Origin of the sequence: Psychrobacter sp. NG27, from assembly GCF_016106655.1 — a bacterium.
GTDB lineage: Bacteria > Pseudomonadota > Gammaproteobacteria > Pseudomonadales > Moraxellaceae > Psychrobacter.
In genome coordinates this window covers 13905-37769 of the sequence record NZ_JADGIN010000011.1, presented here as the reverse complement: position 1 = coordinate 37769, position 23865 = coordinate 13905, and the positions used below count along the sequence as shown (strand labels likewise).

The following is a 23865-nucleotide window of genomic DNA, read 5'->3' as shown; positions in this document are numbered from 1 at the left end:
ACGAGTTAGGATGACCCTATGAAAAACCAGCCCAATGACATAGTGACGCTTGAGTGGCTACTACCATTGTTCAATCAGCAATTATCACAGGTATCTAATGGCTGGCAAGTAGATACTGTCAGCGCCAACTATGAGCAGATGGCAGCAAACTACCATCAAATCAGTGGTGCACTGACCATGATAAAACTGTCTTCTTTAGCGAGCCTTGCTAATAAGCTGAGTCTGTTAGCAGGACTGGCATCTGATACCGATTTATCTGTCAAAGACCGCCGTATGGGGCAACATTCTCATAGAGTATTGCAGCATGAGCTCAACCAACATGCACGCATTGGTAGCCATCATATCGCAACAGTAGATAGCGCTGAGGATAAGTTGGTTCAAGCCTTGTCCAAACGAGGTCTCTCAGTAGCGTCGTCTATTAGCACCCGTAATGCCCAACAAGAACATATATATACTGACACCAGCCATGACGCAAGTCTGAGCATTGTTAGCAGCATGGACATGGTCATACCAACCAGTGTCGCTGTCACCCATTTAGAGAGTCATCAATATCAGCAGCTATTATTGGTTTGGCGACAGCAAGTGCAAGCGTTGCTAGTGGCTAATGTCAATACATCGTCTGTGTTGGCAATCTTACAAAAAGTCAGCCACTACCTCTGGCAAACGGCAGAAGAGATGGATCTTCAGCGCCTTTGGTACCTCACCGAGCTATGGCTAAATGACCTTGCTGATAACGATACACCATTGCCAGAATATTACGCGCCCTTATTAAGTCAGCTAGACCATGCCATAGAGGCCAGTGCTCAGACAGAAATCTCATTGTCGTCAGAGAATGTTCAAGACCTCATCACAGCTGTCTATATTGAACTAAGTTACTTAGTAAATAGCAGTGACCGTACACAGTTAATCTTAGATGAGGTGTCAAAGAGCAACACCGCAGCGCCACGATTTTTGCTTCGATTATTGAACGAGCTTGATACCTTTATCTTTGAGCTGGATCAGCCAGAGACTCTTATCACGCCTTTGCAGCAAATAAAGCACCAGTTTGAGAGTCGTGGCTGGCGCTATTATGAGTCACAAGTTGAATCCATTCTGGCAGATTTGCAGCAGGCACTGTCCTCAGACACAGGGTTTGCACAAGAGCAGTGGCAGATTGAGCGAAAACTCCAAGAGTTGTATAACAGCATCCATAGTACTGAGCAAATCATATCACTCAAGATTGGTGAGTCAGCTTCTTTTTCTACTGTGCCTGATGTATCTGAGAGCAATGACAGACAGGATAGCGCTATACAGCAGATGGCTGCTACTGACCATGACTTGCGCGAGCTACGTATCGCGGTAGAAGAGATAAAGCAAGGCTTTGATGGATATACACAGCGCCAAGATATCAAGCTGTTGCCCGCGGCAGCCGCCTTTTCTCGTCTCGAAGATGCCTTCAATGATATGGGGCTTGCCAGTGTTCGCCAAACTATCAGCGATATAGCCAGTGTCTTTGCAACATTGACGATGCATCAGGTGGCAGTATTGAGCTGGGACATGATTCAAGCATTGGCTGAAAGCTTAACATCGATTGAACTATTTCTTGATAGGCTGGCGCAGCAGGTTTTTGACCAGCGGTTACTCACCTTGGCAAATAAACATACGGCTAGAGCAAACCAGCTCTTGGATATGTATCTTGACTCGCCAGAAACGCCACATGATACGTGGCTTGTCCAACAAGCCATTATGACTCATAACGTGACGCGCTATGATGATAGTGGCGAGATTGCGCCTGAGATAGCAGTAGACTCTACTATCGATTCAGCAGAAAGTGATGCGCTGAGGCATGCTCGTACGCAAGTCAAACCTGACAGCTTTGAAGTGGATGCAGACATTCATAATACCTTCATCAAAGAGGTGACGGAAGTTCTCTCTGATTTAGGGGATTTTTTGCCTATTTGGGAGCAGGACTCACAGGATCTGACGCCACTGACTGAAGTACGTAGAGGTTTCCATACGCTAAAAGGGTCAGGCCGTATGGTCGGTGCGTTTAGTATCAGTGAGATAGCGTGGTCAATCGAACACTTGCTCAATCGTTTGCTAAATAAGGCGTTACCTATCACAGACGACGTCGTAAATTTTGTGATAGAGACGACGAAACGTTTATCAGCACTGGTATTAGATTTTGAGGCGCAGCAACCTGCACGCTTTGACCCTGCGATTACTATCGTGCAAAGTAACAACCTCATGGCGCAGCAGCCTATCAATACTGGATTAACGATATCGGAGTCTGACAACAATGACATCTCAGATGAATCGGTAGAGAGTGCTTTAAGCGACTCAATGACCACCACCGATGATGCCGAACTGTCCTTATCTGATGATAAAGCGAGTAACACAGCGGACTTTTTAGCCAAGTTAGAGATACCAGAGATATTGCTACCCTTCATTCACGAGTCTGAGCAGTTATCAGCCGATACTAATGATGCAGATCCCGATATTAAAGTGATATTCATAGAAGAGGCCAACGACGTATTAATCGAAATCGTACCTCTGTATGAGCGCTGGCAGCTGTCAGCGACTGACCTAGATGGATTGAAAGATATCCGCCGTGGCTTTCATACGTTGAAAGGGTCTGGCCGTATGGTAGGGGCTAACTATAGCGCCGAGTTAGCATGGGCCATAGAAAACATGCTGAATCGTGTCCTAGATCGTAGTGTTGAGATGTCGGCTGACATGCATCAGCTGATTACGGATGTGTTGGCAGCATATCCTGCGATACTAACGGCGTTTGAGAGCAACAGCCAAGAGTACCCAGCTATGGTGCCCTTATGGGTCATCTGTGCCAATGCTTATAGCAAAAAGTGTGGTGATGAATTCAGCTATGCTGAGTTGTACACGCAAGCAATCCATGAGCTTGAGCCTGCGGCAGTTCAGGATGTACCGCTGCTAGCCGATAGTGACGAGACCAATAACGCTAGCGATAGCAATAGTGAAGAGATAGACACGACGCTGCAAACGATTCATTCTGTGAATGAGAGAATGGCAGAAGCGACTATCGTCCTAACGCCTCAAACTGAAGAAGAAAAAGAGTTTTGTGAGATATTTATTGAGGAAGCAGAGGCGCTTTTAGGTAATATCGACCAGTTTGTCAATGACAATCAAAACCGCGCATCTATCGAAGTGACAGATGATATTGTACGCGCCTTTCATACTTTGCGAGCTGCATCCGGTTCAAGCGCTCTAGCGGCTATCAGTGATGTTAGCGCAACGATAGAACATAGCTTGGCACTGTTACAGAAGCAAGACACGGCGATGAATGCCCAACACTTAGATGCATTGGCTCAATCGACCAAGCTAATGGAAGGCTATTTAAGCAATTATAAACAAAGCTTGCAGCAGCATAATGGTTCGGTAGAAGATGCACAAAGCCAAAAAGACATCGAGTCGTTGCAAGCGATGTTGGGTGGGCAGTATGTGTCTCAGGATACTCATGTCGACTCTGACCACAAACCAACGATAGAACAATTATTAGACAATCATATTGATGAATTGTTAGATGCTGAGTGGGATTTAGATGATGCGCTTAATCATGCTGATACAGCACAGATCAAACATTATGTAGAGCAACAAGTTTCACAAATTGCTGGTCTGGCGGCTAAGGCGCAAGCATTTCCAAAATTCACGACCATTCTTAGTGAGCTGGGTAATGCTTACGGCTATCTAAAGGACAATCTAGATCAAGCAAGAGACAAAGAAGTTCAATCTATACTACTGGCGGGTCATGCTCAATTGGTTGGATTGTTTGATGCATTGGCTGGTAGCACGTCATTGAAGATAGACCACAACGTCATCGACGAGCTACGAAGTATTTATCAAGAAAAAATTTCTGATGACATTGACTTTATCGTTCGAGCAGTCGCATCTCCTGAGCTAAAGCTTGAATCCATTGACACTGATGATGAACTATTAGAGATATTTTTAGAAGAGGCGCAAGAGCTTGATACGGCGCTAGATGAAAGCTTCAATAAGTGGCGCGATGACATTACTAATATGAATGCGCTAAAAGTATTGCAACGTCATTTGCATACCATTAAAGGTGGTGCGCGAATGGCTGGTATTCGCAGTATTGGCGATTTGACTCATGAAGCCGAAAGCGTTTATGAGTCATTTGTAGAGAGTCGCCGCCTGCCAACACCGCAGTGGCTAGAAGTCATGCAAATGGTGCAAGACACGATGTCATTGCAAGTCATGCATATTGTGAGTCATAAAAAATCATTCTTTACGCCAGAATTGATTGAGCAATTAAGAGTACTCGAAAAAGCTAAGGTATTGCCAAAGACAATAGAGCTTATTATACCAGCGCCGAAGAAGTATTTTGAGCCAACACGTCAAAGCCCAGCTACTGAAACAATTGAGCATAGAGCTGATGGGTTAGATGTACCCCGCTTAGATGACATGATCAAGCAATCATGGGCGAATGGACTACCTGATCTTGATATATTGGCTGTGTTCTTAGAAGAAGCAGAGGAGCTGACCAACCGTAATAAATACCTGCATGTGTTCTTAAAAGACACAGCAAATACCACCGCACTACAAGCGCTGCAGCGTGACATGCATACCATCAAAGGTGGTGCGAGGATGGTAGCAGCAACAGGTACTGCTAATCTGGCTCATGCCATGGAGGCTGTATATACCGACTTTGTGAGTCATCATCGTACAGCAACCAAAAAAGCATTGGAGCTATTGGTCGCCGGTCATGATTGGCTTGCCGATGCGGTATTTATTTTACAACAGCATATCAACCCGCCTACACCTACATTACTGATTGAGGCATTAGAGCAGTTTAGCAAAAATCCTGATAGCTTAAAGCAAATTCCTAAAGAGGCTCTACAAGCACAGCGTGAAGCCATTTTAATTGCTAAAGAAAATCAAGGCGCTCGTTATCTTGAAAAAGACATCAGTGACATGCCTTCTATGCTCAGAGACACCAATGAGGGAGATCAAAGCGCTAATAGCAATGAGATGATTCGTATCTCTGGTGGTTTGATTGAGCATATGATTAACCTCTCAGGTGAGTCAGCGATTAACCGTGCACGTATCGACATGGGCATCAGTAGCTTAACCAATAGTATTGAAGAGATGGGTACGACGGTACAGCGACTCGCCGATCAGCTACGTCGTATGGAAATTGAGCTTGAAGCCCAGATTCTATCGCAGATAGATGAAGATCTGATCGATAACGAAGACTTTGACCCTCTAGAGATGGATCAGTACTCTTCTTTGAATCAGCTGTCCAAGTCTCTGACCGAGTCAGCATCGGATTTGGTTGATATCAATCAAACGTTATTGGAAAAAACCCGTGACAGTGAGAGTCTGTTATTGCAGCTATCACGGACCCAAACAGAACTGCAAGATGGTCTGATGAACTCGCGTATGGTTCCATTTACACGCCTGACACCTCGTCTTGAACGTATTGTCCGTCAGACAGCCAATGAGCTTAATAAGTCGGTAGAATTGACCATTATTAATGCTGATGATGAAATGGATAGAACCATTCTAGAGCGGATAACCTCACCGCTTGAGCATATGCTACGTAACGCTGTCGATCATGGTATTGAAACCACGTCGACACGCTTAAAAGCAGGTAAAGAGCGTAGTGGGCACATTACTCTTGAAGTGCAGCGTGAAGGTAGTGAGATTGTCATTCAATTGACAGATGATGGGCGCGGCATCGATGTAGAGGCGGTTCGTCAGCAATCTATCTCTCAAGGCCTTATTGATGCCGACGATGACAGTCTGACCGATCTTGACATCATGCAGTATATTTTCAATGCCGGTTTGAGTACCAGTAAGCAGGTGACTCAGATATCTGGACGCGGCGTTGGTATGGATGTCGTTATTAGCGAGATTCGTCAATTAGGTGGTACTGTCTCGGTTGTCTCAGAGCTTGGTAAAGGCTCGCGTTTCACCATGCGATTACCACTGACGGTCGCGGTGTCTGATGCGCTCGTTGTGCGTGCAGCAGATCGTTACTATGCCATACCATTGGTACAGATCGAGCGCGTGGTACGTGTCAGCCCAGAAAAGCTCTATGATTATTATCAATCAAATGATGCGACGATAAACTTTGAAGACACGGATTATCGAGTACGCTATTTAAATGAGATTTTATCGGGCAGTAAGTTAAACGAGCTGGTCGTTAATACCAATACTAGCCTACCGCTGATTATCATTAAAAATCGTACTGGGCAAAATATTGCTTTGCAAGTCGATCAAATTGCAGGATCACGGATTGAAGTGGTTGTAAAACCGTTAGGACATCAGCTATCGAATATTCCAGGGGTTTCAGCGGCCACTATTATGGGTGATGGCTCAGTCATGCTCATTTTGGATCTGATTGCTTTGATGCGTAATGCGCAGTTGGTCAAAAATACAGCCAAAGCGACGAATGTTAGAAAAGGGCGCATTGAATCTAAGTCTACTATCTTGGTTGTCGATGACTCAGTCACAGTACGTAAAGTCACGTCACGTTTCTTAGAGCGTCACGGCTTCAACGTGGCACTGGCAAAAGATGGTATCGATGCAATTGAAATATTGCAGGATATGACACCTGATATGATATTGCTAGATATAGAAATGCCTCGTATGGATGGTTTCGAGGTTGCCACGCAAGTCAGATATAATAATCGTTTACATAATATTCCAATTATTATGATTACTTCACGTACTGGTGAAAAACATCGTGAGCGCGCCCTAGACATTGGGGTAAATGATTATATGGGCAAACCATTCCAAGAAAAAGAGTTGCTTGAGAAAATCCAAAAACTACTGGGTAAAGGGGTCAGTCTGACTGATGAAGGATAATGCACGTGTTTTAGCGCTGCGAAAGAAGAGTAAGAGTGACATTAATGTGCTGGTGGTGGCAGAAGACCATCGCCAGCGTATGGCTTTTTCAGATACAGTACGTAGCTGCGGCTTTACTCTGGTTGACTGCGTCTCAAGAGCACAATGGCAAGAAAAAAGTGAGCTGGCCAATACCACTGTCGATATTTGGTTGATAGACAGTGACTATGATGATGGCATGATAACAGCGACGACTGCCTCTAAACCAGCAGCTGTGTTGGTCGGTTTCAGTCAAGCACCTTATCTCAATGAATCTCAGCAATATGCCAAATGGCAGCGTAAATTGCAGCGTAAGTTTGCAGAGCTACTTGCCTTGCCGACGTTGGTAAATGCTGCTGCTTACAAGAAAAGTGAGCATGAAACAGACTGGCACTATGTGGTTTTTTTGGGTGCTTCTATGGGTGGGCCTAGTGCGGTAAAGGAGTTTTTAGATAACCTGTCACCCACACTACCAGTCTGTGTTCTACTGGCGCATCATTTTAATCATACGATGATTGAGACATTGCCACGTATACTCAATCGCCATAATAAGTGGCGCTGTGAAATTATCGCGTCCTCACAGCGGTTGCGAGCAGGGCATTGCCTGATCGCGCCTATAGATAAGCAAGTTGTGTGTGATTCGACAGGTCGAGTAATACTACTGGATCAAGCTTGGGTTGGCGAATACAAGCCTGATATTGGTCATCTTCTCAAAAACACTAGTGATGTGCATGGTAGCGAGCTTATCAATATTATATTTTCAGGTATGGGTAATGATGGCTCTCAGTATCTGGATTTAATTCAAGACAATCATAGTCAACTATGGGCGCAAGACCCGAGTACGAGTGCGTGCCCCAGTCAGCCTCAGGCTATTATTGATTCAGGCTATTGCGATTTTATTGGTAGCCCTACAGATTTGGCACAGAAATTGACTAACTATATCGGTGAAAGGGCAGCAAGCCATTCACGCTAACTTATTGTGAGCGACGTATGAAACAAATTTTGAAGCATTCGTTTGAGGCTGTCAGTCTATTGACCACCACTAATGGTATGTTAGATATCACGATTGTTCCAGCATTTGATCAGCCTGATTGGGTCATTCCAACCGGTCTGATTTTAAGCGTAGACAATCATCAAGAACGTGTATCTACCTATCATTGGCAGCAGCAAGACGTGGCTGTGTTTCACTTGTTACCACAAGATCAGTTACCAGATAAAATCATCATATTGGAAGGCAATACGACAGACCATCGATTTGCCTTACAAACCGCAGGTGACTTACGTCAAATGCAAGTACGTATTTCTGACGTCAAAGATATTGATTTAGCTGAACAGTTTGGTAGCACCGATATCGATGCAAGCAATGAGTATTTGGACAAAAATGAGATAGCTTCTTATATCTACCAAGCAGTCATGATTGATGATGTGATATACATGGTTGCAGATTTGGATAAGATCGCGCATCACCTGATTGATTTGGATGACTAGCTTCTAGTCTAGGTTTGGAGTATTCTTCACTTTATAGATACCGACCCAGTAATACTTATGACTTTTACGGTTGCATGAGTCGCTATTTTTTCTATAAAATTGATTGAAAATAACTTCGTACACAGATAATAGAGCCCTTCATGAACAATACTCGCTCGCATGTAGCAAAATGGCCCATCAGTAGCCGTATTTTTCACTGGATTAGCGCCGCTCTACTGCTAGTCACATGGTCAATGATCCTATTGTATGAATACTTAGGTAGCAACTCATACATTGGCTATCACAAAGCATTTGGCATCAGCTTGCTGTGCTGGATGATTGCGCGTGTGATAAATCGTATATTTACCAAAGCGCCACCGCCGATACCAATGCCAAAATGGCAATCACTGGCATCGAAGCTGTCGCACTTCGCTCTGTATGCCATCCTCATTGCAATGCCGATGGCGGGTCTATTAATGTCTGTATATGGTGGTCGACCAGTCGATATTTTTGGCTTGTTCCAAATCCCTGTATTCGTTACGCCTGATCGTACCTTAGCGCGTTTTTATAATGATTTGCATGTGGATATCATTTGGACAATGATTATAGGCTTTACCGTGTTACATATCGCAGCCGCGCTATACCATCAGTTCGTCAAAAAAGACAATTTAATAGCACGTATGAAATAGGCGGTTAGTGATAAAAACCTTGATATAATGCCTTTACATGCTATACCAACAAATATAAAGAAATAGACACATACAAAAAAGCCCTAAGTAGATTACTTAGGGCTTTTTCAGGTGAGACCTAAAAGCGTTCATTAATGGTATGAGTGTTTACCCATTTACTTTTTATGTTCAGGCAAATTGATATTCATCTCTAATACATCCAAACTGTCCTCAGAACGATGATTGATGTTGACATCATCAATCTGCACACCATTGACGTATTTATTAACCACTTCTAAGATTTCACGCTTCATTTTCTCGATACGATCAGCCGTTAGTCGGTTGTTTAAGCGGTTTTCGCTAGCAACGATAACCTTCAGTCGCTCAGTCGCTAGATTAGCGCTGCCTGAATTATTGTTATCGTCAGTACCAAATAGGCTACTCCAAAATCCTTTTTTCTTAGTCATTATTAACCCCCAAACCAGCGCTGTAGTAGACTCTTTTTCTTCACATCAATATGACGTAGTGGACGCTCTTCACCTAAAAAACGAGCGACGATATCATCATAGCATTGGCCAGCAACAGAATCGGTATAATGAATAACAGGCTCACCGTGGTTAGAAGCCTCAAGAACAGAATGACTTTCAGGAACAACACCAAGCAATGGTACTTTCAAGATATCATTAGAGATGGTATCAATATCCATCATCTCATTTGCAGCAGCACGTTCAGGATTATAACGAGTGATGATCAGATGCTCACGTACCGTGCCTTGATTCTCTGCCACTTTCTTGGTTTGACTCTGCAAAATACCGATAATGCGATCCGAGTCACGTACTGATGAAATCTCAGGGTTAGTAACGATAATGGCCTCATCAGCATGATACATCGCCAACTGTGCACCGCGTTCGATACCAGCAGGTGAGTCGCAAATGATATAGTCAAACTGCTTAGAGAGCTCATCCATCACTTCTGATACGCCCTCGTCAGTCAGTGCGTCTTTATCACGTGTTTGACTGGCAGGTAGGATAAACAAGTTTTCAAGCTGTTTGTCTTTGACCAGTGCTTGTGATAAGCGTGCGTTACCAGTAATAACATCCACAAAGTCATACACAATTCGATTTTCACAACCCATGATCAAGTCTAAATTACGTAGACCAACATCAAAATCGATAACAACCGTTTTATAGCCACGTAATGCTAAACCAGCGGCAAAAGACGCACTTGTTGTGGTTTTACCCACACCGCCTTTACCTGAAGTGATTACAACTATCTTCGCCACAATGGCACACTCCTATGAATCAATGGGATATCTTTTATATGAACAGCATAATTGCAGGATATTAGCCTACTAAATTACACTATCTGCGAAGCTAGCCTAGCATAAATAAACAAAGATTTATAGCCAGTCTATACAAAAGCAGAAAAACAACTTATAGACAAGCTATTAAGCCTTTGTGCTTGATCTTAATAGGCTGATATTAATGATTCTGACGCAATAATAAAGGCACCTATACCTCTTAGATTTTGACAAAAACCAGCCTGTCTTATCGATCACTCTCTTAATTGAACCGACTCACTACATAAATAAGTTCATCAGCTTATTAAAGTAGGGCAGTCTTATTCATTATAGGTTCGACGGTCATGCAGTGTAGCCAGTTTGTTTTTCACAAAAATTACCTGATCGTGTATTCTTTTTAATAAGGTGACTATTCCTCTACATTTGGTTGTTGGTACTTCGTCATCTATGGCTTATTATCTGTCTGCCACTATGTTTCATCCATCACCGTAAACACCAACCCTTCGCCTTCGACAAACCTAACCTGTACCGACTTGTCGATGACATGTGGAGGTAAGTTGTCTCGCAGGCAATAAGTCCCTGCAACGGACACCAATGAGGGGTTGAAAACTTGGCAAAAAATCCGAGCATCTTTGTCACCTGTTGCGCCTGCAACCAAACGACCTTGGGCACGGCCATATACGTGTAGGCTGTTATCAGTGATGGCTTCAGCACCGCTATTGATACTACTGGTCAAAATCAAGTCACCACCGACGTGATTCAGGCTCTGTCCTGAGCGTAGCATCTGATCGTAGATGAGACTGGTGATGTGTTGAGCGCTCAGCAACATCTCTGCTGGGGCATTAGACAGGGTCGTTTCAGTCTGAGAGGTGCTAGCGGCAGCATCAGCACTATCGTTGTCACTGGCACCGTTACTTGATGTGGATTCTGTAGATTCTACAATGGGCTTAGGCGTGCTTAATGGTTTTTTGCTAGGGATAATGCGCTCGATACGCTTGCCATCTGCTGGAAAGATAGCTAGACGTTGCTCAATGGCTTGTGAGTCGAGTAAACCCGTCACAACGCCGATGGGCTGTAATCCCCATGACCACAGAAGCTCTATCAATACAGATAAATCTTGCTCTACCTCACTATCAATCAGAATAGGGATATTACTTGATTTATTGCTGAGCGTTTCAGCGAGCTGTGCCTCGATAGCACCTAGCTCATTTGTACTGAGCTGCAAGCGTGAAAAGGTCAGCATCTTGCCATAGAATGCCAAAGCGGGCGCGGTGCTTTCGGTCTGGGTATCGTTGTTTGAAACTGTCATATATAAACTCTCAAAAATAATGCTGTCGGCTACAGTCACGGTCGTATTTTTATGGTCAAATCAGGGTGTTTGGGTGTTTGGGTGTTTGGGTGTTTGGGTGTTTGATAGTCATGTCACGGATTTAATCCGTTATAGATTTAACATGTCTTGATGTTTCCACTGCTGCACTTTTACCTGTGCTTCAAACTCAGTCAAACTGTCTTCAATGATACTCGAAATTAAAGTATCTAACGCAGGAACATTGGTATTTATTTGAGCAACGCCGCTGGCAATCGCCACCATCAATGAATCAAGGAGCTCAGGATCAAGCAGGCGTGTGTTCAGCGCATATATCACATTTTCGCCTATATTGTGCCCAACGTGTTGCAATTGCGATTCAATCAAACTGCCCGCAATCGGTATCATGCGTAGGTAACGGCGCAGCTCCGGTGTATTTGCTAGACCTTCTTCAATCGCATTGCCTACTTCAGTGGCCAATATATTGCCGCCGCCTGATGCCGCGGTTAACGCTTGTAGTTTGGGTACTAGCTCAGCACGTAATACAGATAATAGTGCTGCTTCAATTTCATCACGATTTTTTGCAATCGTCGAGTCAATAAAGGATTTATGGGTGTCTGAATTGGTGAGCTCTTGCCGAAAGTTTTGTATCGTGGTCAAAATCACACGATCAGAAAGCTCTTCTAACAATAAGTCGATATAGAACTTAATGCGGTTGATCCATGTTTGCGGCAACACTTGATAACCCAGCTGGTATAGTCGACGCCCAATAACCACGGCGCGTAATAAGCGTAGGGCGCGTAGCTGCGGAAAACAGCCCAACACTTCATACCAGTGCACAAAAGGAAAAAAGAACCAGCGATAGTAGACTTTATCCTTGATAGAGATAGCCCAGCGTACCAACAGCTCAAACACTAGAAATAGCGTAAAAAAGCCGCCAACCGTGCGTAGCGGATCATGCAATGTTGTTTGATACCAGACAAGTGCCTCGCTCATAGTCAGCCAGTTGGCAGCATTGGCACTAAAGTTGCTCATCAAGATAGCATCTAGACTGATTAATAATAAATCAATACTGATGGCAATAAGCATGACGATATCATAAGTCAGTTTTAGACGGCTTGGTTTTGGACGATTTGGCTTTAATGGCTCACCTTCTGCTAGATGAGGCGAGACAGGTGCTGTTGCTAGAGGCGGGCTAGTAGGGGAGGTGGGCACAGTCATACCTTATAATGATAAATGGCACAAAGCGTGAATGGATTTTGATCGTGATACTGGTTTCAACGAGCACATATTGCCGTCAATACCGTAACAATTCTCAAAAAACGATGACTAGTGACATTATCAATGAATAAGGCTAAAAAACAACCCATCTCTTACTAAAATATACGTATGTCTCTTACTAAAATATACGTATGGATTTGACCATTCTGATAGCGCGTGTCCTCAGGATAATAAATAGATACCCTAAGAAGTTAATAAGAACTATGGTTTAGGGTTGTCTGAAAAATCTGCGAGCATATCTGTGATGCGTTGGTCTTTGTGATGCCAAACTTGTTCGACCCAATCAAACATTTGTGCTTTGATATCTTCATCTTCTTCGTAGCCGCCTTGTTTGATACCAGTGAATAGAGTCTCTGGTATGTCGATATATCTCAAATCAACGCCCAAACGTTTGATATTGCCTTTCCATAAATCGCCATAGCTTGGCACACCATCAGGGTACACGATCGTCATATCTAATATACCATCGATATCATCACCTAAGGCGCTGATGGCTAATGACAGGCCACCCGCGCGTGGTTTTAGCAAATGAGTATAAGGAGATTGCTGCTTGGCATGCTTGCCTTTAGTAAAGCGTGTGCCTTCTAGATAATTCAACAAGGTAAAGGGTTTGTCTTTTAAGAGCGCGCAGGCACGCTTGGCTTCTTCTATATCTTTACCCTTTAACGCAGGGTTTTTTGCGATGGCTTCTTTGGAGTGCCTACGCATCATGGGAAAGTCTAAAAAGTAAAAGGCTTGACCGACAATAGGAATATAAATCAGCTCAAACTTGGTAAAAAACCGCGTTAGTGGTAGGCGCTTTTCGCCAATGTATTGCACGATACTGGTGTCTACCCAAGACTGGTGATTGCTGACAAGTAAGTACTTACCATTGATATGTACATCATCAGGTAGTGTGATTCGCCAGTCTTTGCGCGGCAGCATGTCATCGATCAAAGCACTGTTACTGCTGATCCAATAAGTAGCGATTTTAATCACGGCTTTGTCTGCGATGGGAGCGCCCGTGATAACTTTGCCAACACCCATCAGCCATAATGGAATGCTACCACCAAAGCTGTTGGCCGCGATAACGCCTGTGGCTGTGGCAAGTGAGATGGCCTTACTGAGTGTTGGGGCACGCTTGTGCATTTTTCGAATGGCAGATGTCAATCGCATGCTCAATCCTTTTTGTTCAATCTTATTAAATTGTGTCAGTTGCCGATAGATTTTAGCAAATATTTCATCTAATCTTAATTAGGGCAAGCCTTATTTGGCGGTATAATTTTAGCAGAATTGGGGCAGGCGAGATGAGGGTAAACGTGACTTGTGATAGCAGAAAATGCATGATATCTGTTAAGACGATAGAGGGTGCCAGTAATATAATCTGCACTTCTCATACATAGGCATGACAAAATATTACACACGTTTAGATTGCAGTTGCCATAATAATGGCGATAACTACTTAAAAGATTAATGGATAATCTTTATAAAAAAGCACGATTTATATAACTTTTGCACACAAATTTGATACTTGAGAGGAAATATTATGCGTAATACATTAATGATTGCAGCAGTAGCATCAGGTCTGGTTCTTAGCGGTTGTACTACTACTGCTGATGGACAACAACGTCTGAATAAGACTGCTATTGGTAGCTTGGCTGGTGCAGTTGGTGGCGCCGCTATTTCTAAAGCAACTGGTGGAGATAAAACTGGTCGTGACGCAGCGATTGGTGCAGCACTAGGCGCTGGCGTTGGTTACTACATGGAGCGTCAAGCTAAGCAGCTTGAGCAACAGATGGCTGGTACTGGTGTGACTGTTGAGCAAAACCCAACGACTGGTAACATTGATCTTGTTATGCCAGGTAGCATCACGTTCTCATTCAATGATGCAACGCTTAGCCAATCATTCAAGCCTACGCTTGATAAGCTAGCGACTACCATGAACCAGTATAACCAAAACACTATCACTATTGCCGGTCACACTGATAGCGTAGGTTCAGCATCTTATAACATGGGTCTGTCACGTGACCGTGCTTACTCAGTTGCTAATTATCTAACAGCTCGCGGTGTTGCTTCTAACCGTGTTAACGTCGTTGCTTATGGCGAGTCACGTCCAGTTGCAGATAACAACAGTGACTACGGTCGTCAGCAAAACCGCCGTGTTGAGCTAACAGTTAACGCCCCGCAGAGCGTAAACTAATCTATAATTCTTTATAGATATTGAGTGCGTATCGTCTAGATTGAGATAGGTATTTCCAAAAGAGTCAGCACTATGCTGGCTCTTTTTTTTGTGTTTAAGTTGGTAAAAGCAGTGGATTTTCGTAGCTTAAGTTAATATAAAATTAAATATTGATAATGATTATCAATAACACTATAATTTACCAGTGTTTTTTATCATCACGATATTATAAGTCTTGCTCGCGTCTCACAAATAACGATGGCGTATGGATAAGGCAGCTAACTGTAATTATGGCTTGATTATCAGAATAATTGAGGCTACTTAACCAAAACAAATTTTTGCTATATTTTTGAGGATATGTATGACGATTACCACAGTAAAGAGCCGTAAGATTCTACCAACTACTTTAGCTGTTGCACTGGCAGGACTATTGATGGTATCGGGCTGTACCAAACAAGCCGATGAGGAAACGACTGCGAGCACAGAAGCGCAGGCAGAGGTATCAAGCACTGAGTCAAGTGATGGCACAGAGATGTCAGCAGCTGAAAAAGCACACATTGATAGATTGGTTATCAGCTATGCAAATATGGCACATGCTGCTTACAAAGACTCACTCGACACTGCTAAAGCCTTGCAAACAGCAGTAAACACATACGTAACCACGCCAACACAAGAAAATCTAGACGCTGCCAAAGCGGCCTACAAAGCTGCGCGTCAGCCATACTCACAAACCGAAATTTTCCGTTTTGATGAAGGTTTTGTGACAGCAAATGATAAGCGCGCTATCAATAGCATCGATAGCTGGGAAGGTCAGATCAATGCTTGGCCACTGGATGAAGCACTGATTGATTATGTCAGTGATGACTATGAAGGCGAATATAATAGCAAAGACAACGTCATCAATAGTGATAGTATCGCTGTGGGTAGTGTCAAGCAAGATACTACTAGCATTACGCCTGAGCTACTTGCAGAAATGAATGAGATCGGTGGTAGCGAAGCCAATGTCACGACGGGCTATCATGCCATTGAGTTCATGCTATGGGGTCAAGACACTAACGGCGTCAAAAAAGGTGCTGGCAATCGTCCAGTCACTGATTATGCGACTGAAGCTGGACAGTGTACCAGTGGTGATTCGGTCAACGAAGATGCCAGTATTTGTGAGCGCCGTGGTGATTTCTTAAAGGCAGCGACTCAATTGCTAGTGGATGATTTGACCGCGATGGAAGCCCAGTGGCAGCCTGAAACTGACAATACCTTGCGTAGTGATCTGATGGCACGTAAATATGATAACGGTCTGCGCCAAATCATGTACCAAATGGGCAGTTTAGCCTTGGGTGAGCTTGCCTCTGAGCGTATGCAGGTTGCTTTCGTTACAGGCTCTACCGAAGACGAGCATGAGTGCTTTAGTGATTTGACGCATCTAAGCTATGCCAATAATGCTCGCGGTATTCAGAATGTCTTTAACGGTAACTATAAAACCGTCGCTGGCAAAACAGTGGGTGGCTATGGCATTAAAGACTATCTCACGGATAACGGACATACAGAGGCTGCTGATAAATTGGCTGCTGACTTTAGCAAAGTAGAAGGTGCATTCAACGTCATCGTAGAAAAAGGTGAAAAAGACGGTATCAAGATTGATCAGATGATCGCAACTGTCGGTCAAGCAAGTAAAGAAGGCATCTCTGCTGAAGAGCAAAATACGCGCCGTGGATGGGTTGAAGCGGGTATTAACAGCTTGCAAGAGCTGACCGCTGGTATCGAAAACGCGGCCAAGGCTGTCGGAATTGATAATCTAGATGCAGATGCGGGTTCACAGTTTTAGGCTCAGCTGTGATGACTAAAGGCTGTTCATGCTATTTATGATATTGCATCAGTGATGACAATTGAATGAGCATTGGCCTTTATACAGGTAAATTGGATATAGTACATACGTTGTCGACTAGGGTTGGCAACGTATTTTTACGAGCATGAACATGAGCTGATCAGCCAGTGTTTTAGATGGATTATGCCTAGGACGAGTAAGGGCGTGACCGCTCGCAATTTTTATGGTTCTACTCCAAAACCAAGGCGCTTAATTTTTATGAAAGCCATTTATACCAAATCTTCTGCTTCTCTTTTTCCTTCTAAACGGTCAAACAACCTCCCATCCAAACTTGTGCTCATGATATTGGGTACGGTTGCATTGAGTGCCTGTCAGCCAGCTGATAGTGTGTCCAATGACACCTCAGACAGTGAGAGCACAGCAAATACCAGCGAAAAAAACCAGCCTCTAACATCCGAGCATACCAAAAATATTGAAGCATTGGCGGGTGTGCCGATGCAGCAGTTGGTCAGTTTTGATCCTCAAGAGATTAAGCAAGGCGGCGACTCTGGTATCAGTATCAGTAGTGCAGAGAGCTACTCGAAGCCTTCATCGAACATAGCGGCGTCGCGCAAGGGGTCGTTTTTCATCGGAAATGCATTCTTTAAGCAGCCATGGGTCATAGCCCCTGCCAGTACTGACAGTCGTGATGGACTGGGTGCATTGTTCAATGTGGCAGCTTGTCAGTCCTGTCATGTGAAAGACGGACGAGGCCACGCGCCGATGACCGCCGATGACGATGCAGACAGTTTGTTGATTCGTCTGTCTATGCCTGCGACCACGGACGAGCAACGAGAGCAACTAAAAAACTCGCTCATCGAAAAAGTCGTCCACCCGATGTATGGGGGACAGCTGCAAGATCGCGGTATCCAAGGTGTGCCTGCTGAGGCCAGAATAGCTGTGCAGTGGACAGATAAGCCTGTGACTTTTGCTGATGGGTATATCGAGACGCTACGCGCGCCAACGTTTAACTTAACTAATCCAGGTTATGGTGCTTTTGACGATGCGATGATGGTATCGCCGCGTGTGGCGCTACCAATGATTGGACTGGGACTGTTAGAGCAAATACCTGATAACGATATCAAAAAACAAGCTGTTAATCAGGATAAAAGTGACATCAGTGGTAAGTTCAACTGGGTCATGGATCCGCAAACTGGCAAGCAAGCGCTTGGGCGTTTTGGTTGGAAAGCAGGTCAAACCAAGCTGATTACTCAAAACCAAAGTGCATTTAATGAAGACATGGGGCTGACCTCAAATATTCGTCCTAATGAGTCATGTATGCCAACGCAGACAGCTTGCTTAAAGGCGGCGACTGGGGCTGATGGGCAAGGCAATGGTAAGTTGCCTGTCGAAGTGAATGATGAAGTGGCTAAGTTTGTGGAGTTTTATACTCGTAATCTAGCAGTGCCGCATCGCCGTAACGCTGATGATGCGCTCGTACTCGCTGGTAAAAAACGCTTTTATGATATGGGTTGTCAAAGCTGCCATACGCCAAGATATCAGTTGCCAAAAACCGACGATGATCATCTTGAGCAGCATGGACAAGTGATTTATCCTTACACAGATTTGTTATTGCATGACATGGGTGATGATCTCGCTGATCGTACAATCGCGGGTAAATTGCCGCCGAAAGATTTCCAAGTTGAGTTCTTAGCCAGCTCTTATGAGTGGCGCACACCTGCACTTTGGGGCGTGGGACTGGCTCAAACGGTTGACCCACAAGCGACGTTTTTGCACGATGGTCGTGCTCGTACGCTAATGGAGGCTGTACTGTGGCATGGCGGAGAGGCCAAAAAACAACAGCAGGAAGTATTGAAATTAGATAAGAAAGGTCGCACTGAGCTAAATGCGTTCTTAAAATCATTATAAAAACAACACGGCCAAATACAGTGTGTGACCTGTTTTTGATAATGATGTATATACGATATAACTGATTACTTATAATATTACCGAGAAACTTATGAAAATAAACCACGCTTTGGCAATGGCGCTATCTGCATTGAGCGCCGGATTGCTTATTAGCTGTGTCAAACCCGCTGACGATAATAAAGCGGCAGAGGTGGACAGTGAAAAAGTCGTACAAGACAGTCCAGCAGACGTTGATGGTGCTAGCGCTGAAAAAATCGTCGCTGTCGATATCAGCCCCGAGACCCAAACGACCTACTTGACGCATGTGGCAGACGAGATTGTGATTCCAGCCTATGCCGATGTGGCCAAGCAAAGTGACCTGCTGAACGAGTTGGCGCAAAAACACTGTCAGCAAGCGCCTGTCAGCGGTGACGAACTACAGTCACTACGCGCGCAATGGTTGGTACTAGCACAAGCTTGGGCGAGTGCTGAGATGGTCAATTTTGGCCCTGCGACTGCCAGTATGAGCAATCTGTACATCAACTATTATCCTGATGAGCGCGGTTTGGTACATAGTGGTGTGGCAGATTTGATTGCTGCCAATCCAAAGCTAACACCAGAGCAGCTCGCTGACGAAAGTGCGATTGTGCAAGGCGTGCCAGGATTAGAGGAAGCCCTATATGCCAATGATACCTTGAACGCAGGCCAGTGTGCTTATGTGATTAGCGCAACGAGTGCGCTGAGTACCCGTCTAAAAGCTATTGAGAAAAACTGGCAACAGAATGCGACCGAATTATTGGCGATTGACAAAACAGCCGAGAGCGATCGAGGCCTAAACCAATGGGTCAACTCTTTGCTGTCATTGATTGAGACCATGAAATCTAATGCGATTGATCAGCCACTTGGTCTAACCGGCAAAGCAAAAGGCCATTTGCCAGCTGCTACTGCTGGTCAAAGCCGTGCTATTGTCAATGCCAAATTAGACACTATCAATAAAGCCATGACCGACCCTGTATTGACGGCTATTCTCAACAGTAATGGCGAAAGTAAAGTAACGGACAATCTGTCAACTGCCTTGGCTGATACAACCACGTTGCTGGCGCAGATGCCAGAAGATCTGGCAAAAGCGGACAAAGCTGATCAAAAAGCGCTATATGACCATCTCACGACAGTCACGCGCTTAATCAAGCGTCAACTGATCCCAGCACTTGGCATCCGTGTGGGTTTCAATAGCACTGATGGCGATTAGACAATGTCTACTATCGAAGCGAATATGACAGCGCAAGTGCCCACAAACCATCAATCATCGTCTGAGGGGCAGTCAGGAGCACTAAGTTATGAGCTACTGACAACCTCGATGCTGACAGCACTTGGTACAGTAGCTCTAGTCGGCATACATCACCGTTATCGTAAACAGCAGCATCCAGATGCCAGTTTGCAAGACTATGTCAATGGTATTCGTACGCAGTGGCAGACATTACGATCTGTCCCTGATTCTACGCCGACGCTCGCGCGCCTTCGCTATGCTTGTCAGCAAGCAGCGGCAACATTGCAGCAGGCTTATCATCATGATATAGGTGATGACAAGCCTGCTTCACCTGACTTTACTTCCATGCACACGACAACGATATTGGTGCGACCAGTCAGCTGGGTCAGCGGTGTGGCATCTATGCCAAAAGACCACACTTCACTGAATCATAATGAGCATGATTTTGGTGTGGTTGGTATCGATGCTGACAGACAAATCGTTTGGCAGACGACTATGCCAGAGCGTGTCCATGATATCGTCGTACAGCCCCTGTCCAAGCCTAACCGTGAACCTAAGCCTGATATTCAAGATGAGTCTGATGTTCAAGATAAGTCAACTTATGCTACCCAAAAACGCGATGTCGTCGTGATGGGACGACGCCCAAGCGAAAATTTTTGGGTGCTAAAGACTTCTAATGGACAGGTACAATATGCGATAAAATCTGACGAGAATCGACATTTTTATGGTCATGCTTGCTATAGCTTAGATGGCAAATGGCTCTATGTGACTGAGAATGATACAGTCAGTTTGGCAGGTAAAATTGGTATCTATGATGCCAACGATGCTTATCAAAAAGTAGCAGAGTTCGACTCGCATGGTATTGGTCCGCATGAGCTGATTATGCATCCTGATGGTCAAACATTGGTGATTGCAAACGGCGGTATCAAAACTGAGCAGGCTTCACGAGAGGAGCTAAATCTAGATACCATGCGCCCATCATTGGTGTATCTGAATCGCCATGATGGCACACTGCTTGAGCAAGTGACTCCCGAGCACAACCAGATGAGTGTGCGCCACTTAGCCATGCACGATGATGGCACTGTCATGATTGGTATTCAGTTCCAAGGCGAGAGGCACATCAATGTGCCTTTGGTATTGACTCATCAGCGTGGTGATATCAGTTTGACACCGCTCACGATGCCAAACAATCAATGGCAACGCTTTCATCAGTATATCGCTAGCGTGGCCGTCGATAGTGAGCGCAATCTACTCTGCGTAACCACGCCGATTGGTGGTTGTGCGGCGATTTATGATTTGACGACTCGAGATTTGATCGATGATGTCAGTCTGCCAGACTGTGCAGGGGCTTCGATTTTAGCTAACTCTGATGCATCAGCTAGCAACATGGACGACCGTACCGAGCCATTAGGGTTTATCGTCAGTGATGGGCAAGGACAATTAACAGCGTTAAGAGTAAATGCTTTGCCAAAAGTAACACTGGATGCAAATGATGCTGAACACTCTGAGCGTATTATTAAAAGCAGCAAACCACATAAAATGTCTTTTGATAATCATTTACAAGCGCTGTGCTAGGTAGCGGTCGCTGAGGGTTATTACTGAATAACTAAATAGGCGAGGCGATTAATAATGACTATTACTAGAATCTTAGTAATAGTCATTCAAGGAGATAGGATATTAGCGTAGACATCAGTTTAGATACTGTCAGGCAACAGCTCATGCAGGCTGGTATCGAGCTGCATGTCAGCAAAAAGCGTGTCAAAAATATTAACTTTCGCCTAAAACCTTATTCACTGATGGTCTCTGTGCCGATGACTATCAGTAAAGCACAGCTAGCACAGTTTGTGGCCAAGCGAATACCTTGGGCCATGATGCATCACCCGCAAGTACTAGCGCAATACAAACGTAGACAGAGCACGTCGTCTGACACTTCAGCTGCTAATAATTCAGTTTTATTATGGGGTGCAGAGCAATCATTTACGCTCAATCCCGATAAAAAAGTCACATACTATCGGCAACAACTCTCCGATGTCATGCCATCGCTATTTGACAAGTGGCAGCCAATCGTTGGCGCTCATGCCAATGAGATTCGTCTGAAAAAAATGCACACACGCTGGGGCAGCTGTAACACACGCGCAAAGCGAATTTGGCTATCCGTTTATCTGCCTGCTTATCCTATCGAATGTACTGAATACGTCATTGTCCACGAGCTGTGTCATTTATATCACGCCAATCACAGCCCTGCATTCTGGCAGACAGTGGCAACAGCCATGCCAGATTATCTGCAATGGCATAATATGCTGGCGGGCAAGACAGGTCAGTTGGATTGAACGTATCACCTAACTATCTAATCACCTAATCGCCTAGCTATCTAATCACCTAGATAGGCCTAGTAAATACCTTGATATTATTTATGCTACCCTCCTTGTTTAATGGGAATGTTTGATAGCAATCTACTGCATTGTCCTCACCATTTTTAAAGTGACGACATGCCTTAATAAGCCTGATATGATAATAAATAACGGTACGAATCGTGTCGTTTAACTATCGTGTTTATATACAAGGATGTCATATGGAAAACGTCAGTGAAGCAGGTTTTTGGCAGCAGCGCTATGAGAGAGACAGTATCGGTTGGGATATGGGTCAAGTGTCACCGCCGCTCAAAGCTTATATCGATCAGTTACCTGAGAGTGCAAAAGATCAAGCGATATTGGTAGCGGGTGCGGGTAATGCTTATGAGGTGGGTTACTTATATGAGCAAGGGTTTACCAATGTGACGTTGGTTGATTTTGCGCCTGCGCCGATTGAGGCGTTTGCAGAGCGCTATCCTAGTTTCCCCTCTGAGCATTTAGTTTGTGCGGATTTTTTTGGTTTGTCAGCTGAGCAGTATCAATTTGATTGGATACTTGAGCAGACGTTTTTTTGTGCGATCAATCCATCGAGACGTGATGAATACGTGCAACAAATGGCAAAGTTACTAAAGCCACAAGGTAAGCTGATTGGATTGTTGTTTGATACGGATTTTGGGCGGGATGAACCACCATTCGGCGGTACCAAAGAAAAATATCAGCGGCGTTTTGATACGCATTTTGACATTGAAATTATGGAGCGCAGTTATAATTCACATCCAGCGCGGCAGGGTAGTGAGCTATTTATAAAGCTGCGAGCAAAGTAGTGAATGAATTTCGCGTTTTATGTTATCACGAGCCTGGTTTTCTAACAGCTCATAATAATAGTCAGTCAGATACAGTCTTGGGTGTGCCAGTAGTCCCTCCAGTACGGCAGTGCGCCCGTCGCGGTACTGTGTATCTAAAACATGCGCATACTCTTGACGTATGGCGTTTGCATACTGCTGATAGGTAGACCACGTTGTACCCAACACACTCAAGTCCATATCTAACAAATACGCTGCGTCGTTGTATTTGTCATTGTCTATTAACGTATCTATCTGATGATTAGCGGTCATCATGATGAGTGTATAGATATGCTGGCATTGCTCATCGCTTAGATAAGGCGTTAATGCATCGACTGCATACTCTGCACTTCTCAACTCATTGTCTGAGCGGGTTGGGTCATATATTACATCATGGTAATACACTGCCAATGCAATGATATGTGGCTCAGACAGAACGTGCTGAATACTCTCAAACTGGACGAATAATTGCTCAATATGCTCGAGGGTATGATAGGCACGTTGGTGTTCGCTATAGTGCGCTGCGATATCTTGCCAAAGTATTTGTGCCTGCTCTGGCGTGACATCGCTATCGATAGCAGATAAGTGCAAGTAAAAACGATTTCCCAGCTCGGTATTTAGTGATGATAGTTGGCTCATACTCATACTTTAT

Annotated in this window: 17 protein-coding genes; 11 read left to right on the top strand and 6 right to left on the bottom strand. The window is 44.4% G+C overall.

The features are described from left to right. Nucleotides 1-18: 18 nt before the first annotated feature. The 4 genes from IP485_RS12745 to IP485_RS12730 all read left to right on the top strand — a co-directional run bounded on the left by IP485_RS12745 (nt 19) and on the right by IP485_RS12730 (nt 9020). Nucleotides 19-6846, top strand: a complete 6828-nt coding sequence (locus IP485_RS12745) for an Hpt domain-containing protein (protein WP_198327541.1) — start codon at nt 19-21, stop codon at nt 6844-6846. Then, nucleotides 6836-7837 carry a chemotaxis protein CheB gene (locus IP485_RS12740; protein WP_198327539.1) on the top strand — a complete coding sequence of 334 codons (1002 nt, stop codon included), beginning with the start codon at nt 6836-6838 and terminating at the stop codon, nt 7835-7837. Before IP485_RS12745 ends, IP485_RS12740 begins: the two co-directional genes overlap by 11 nt. Nucleotides 7838-7854: 17 nt before the next feature. Then, a complete protein-coding gene (locus tag IP485_RS12735; RefSeq protein WP_198327537.1) occupies nt 7855-8352 on the top strand; it encodes a hypothetical protein in 498 nt (165 codons plus the stop codon). Between the two features lie 140 nt (nt 8353-8492). Then, on the top strand, nt 8493-9020 hold the full coding sequence (locus IP485_RS12730) for a cytochrome b (protein WP_198327534.1): 528 nt from the start codon (nt 8493-8495) through the stop codon (nt 9018-9020). A 155-nt stretch (nt 9021-9175) separates the two neighbouring features. Here the strand turns inward: IP485_RS12730 and minE are convergent, their stop codons facing one another. The 5 genes from minE to IP485_RS12705 all read right to left on the bottom strand — a co-directional run bounded on the left by minE (nt 9176) and on the right by IP485_RS12705 (nt 14041). Continuing rightward, the gene (gene minE, locus IP485_RS12725; protein WP_198327533.1) at nt 9176-9466 is read right to left on the bottom strand and encodes a cell division topological specificity factor MinE; all 291 of its coding nucleotides are present in this window, start codon (nt 9464-9466) and stop codon (nt 9176-9178) included. A 2-nt stretch (nt 9467-9468) separates the two neighbouring features. Further along, entirely contained in the window at nt 9469-10281 is an 813-nt protein-coding gene (gene minD / locus IP485_RS12720; protein WP_194364621.1) for a septum site-determining protein MinD, read from the bottom strand. Between the two features lie 487 nt (nt 10282-10768). Next, complete coding sequence (gene minC, locus IP485_RS12715; RefSeq protein WP_198327531.1) at nt 10769-11608, bottom strand: septum site-determining protein MinC; 840 nt, start codon at nt 11606-11608, stop codon at nt 10769-10771. A gap of 129 nt (nt 11609-11737) precedes the next feature. Continuing rightward, the gene (locus IP485_RS12710; RefSeq protein WP_227686545.1) at nt 11738-12826 is read right to left on the bottom strand and encodes a hypothetical protein; all 1089 of its coding nucleotides are present in this window, start codon (nt 12824-12826) and stop codon (nt 11738-11740) included. Between the two features lie 261 nt (nt 12827-13087). Beyond that, nucleotides 13088-14041, bottom strand: a complete 954-nt coding sequence (locus IP485_RS12705; RefSeq protein WP_198327528.1) for an acyltransferase — start codon at nt 14039-14041, stop codon at nt 13088-13090. A gap of 370 nt (nt 14042-14411) precedes the next feature. Here IP485_RS12705 and IP485_RS12700 point away from each other — a divergent pair, with 370 nt between their 5' ends. The 7 genes from IP485_RS12700 to IP485_RS12670 all read left to right on the top strand — a co-directional run bounded on the left by IP485_RS12700 (nt 14412) and on the right by IP485_RS12670 (nt 23195). Then, a complete protein-coding gene (locus IP485_RS12700) occupies nt 14412-15065 on the top strand; it encodes an OmpA family protein (protein WP_194364625.1) in 654 nt (217 codons plus the stop codon). Between the two features lie 340 nt (nt 15066-15405). Next, on the top strand, nt 15406-16866 hold the full coding sequence (locus IP485_RS12695; protein WP_198327526.1) for an imelysin family protein: 1461 nt from the start codon (nt 15406-15408) through the stop codon (nt 16864-16866). 258 nt (nt 16867-17124) lie between these two features. After that, nucleotides 17125-18774 (top strand): di-heme oxidoredictase family protein, encoded by a 1650-nt coding sequence (locus IP485_RS12690; RefSeq protein ID WP_413787033.1) that lies wholly within the window; start codon nt 17125-17127, stop codon nt 18772-18774. A 91-nt stretch (nt 18775-18865) separates the two neighbouring features. Next, complete coding sequence (locus IP485_RS12685; protein ID WP_198327524.1) at nt 18866-20002, top strand: imelysin family protein; 1137 nt, start codon at nt 18866-18868, stop codon at nt 20000-20002. 3 nt (nt 20003-20005) lie between these two features. Then, nucleotides 20006-21595, top strand: coding sequence for a DUF1513 domain-containing protein (locus IP485_RS12680; protein ID WP_198327522.1), 1590 nt, complete (start codon nt 20006-20008; stop codon nt 21593-21595). Between the two features lie 143 nt (nt 21596-21738). Next, nucleotides 21739-22350 carry a M48 family metallopeptidase gene (locus IP485_RS12675; RefSeq protein WP_198327520.1) on the top strand — a complete coding sequence of 204 codons (612 nt, stop codon included), beginning with the start codon at nt 21739-21741 and terminating at the stop codon, nt 22348-22350. A 242-nt stretch (nt 22351-22592) separates the two neighbouring features. Next, nucleotides 22593-23195 (top strand): methyltransferase domain-containing protein, encoded by a 603-nt coding sequence (locus tag IP485_RS12670; protein WP_198327518.1) that lies wholly within the window; start codon nt 22593-22595, stop codon nt 23193-23195. Here the strand turns inward: IP485_RS12670 and IP485_RS12665 are convergent. Beyond that, nucleotides 23169-23852: a hypothetical protein gene (locus tag IP485_RS12665; RefSeq protein WP_198327516.1), complete on the bottom strand. Its 684-nt coding sequence runs from the start codon at nt 23850-23852 to the stop codon at nt 23169-23171. The genes IP485_RS12670 and IP485_RS12665 overlap by 27 nt on opposite strands. Nucleotides 23853-23865 lie beyond the last annotated feature (13 nt).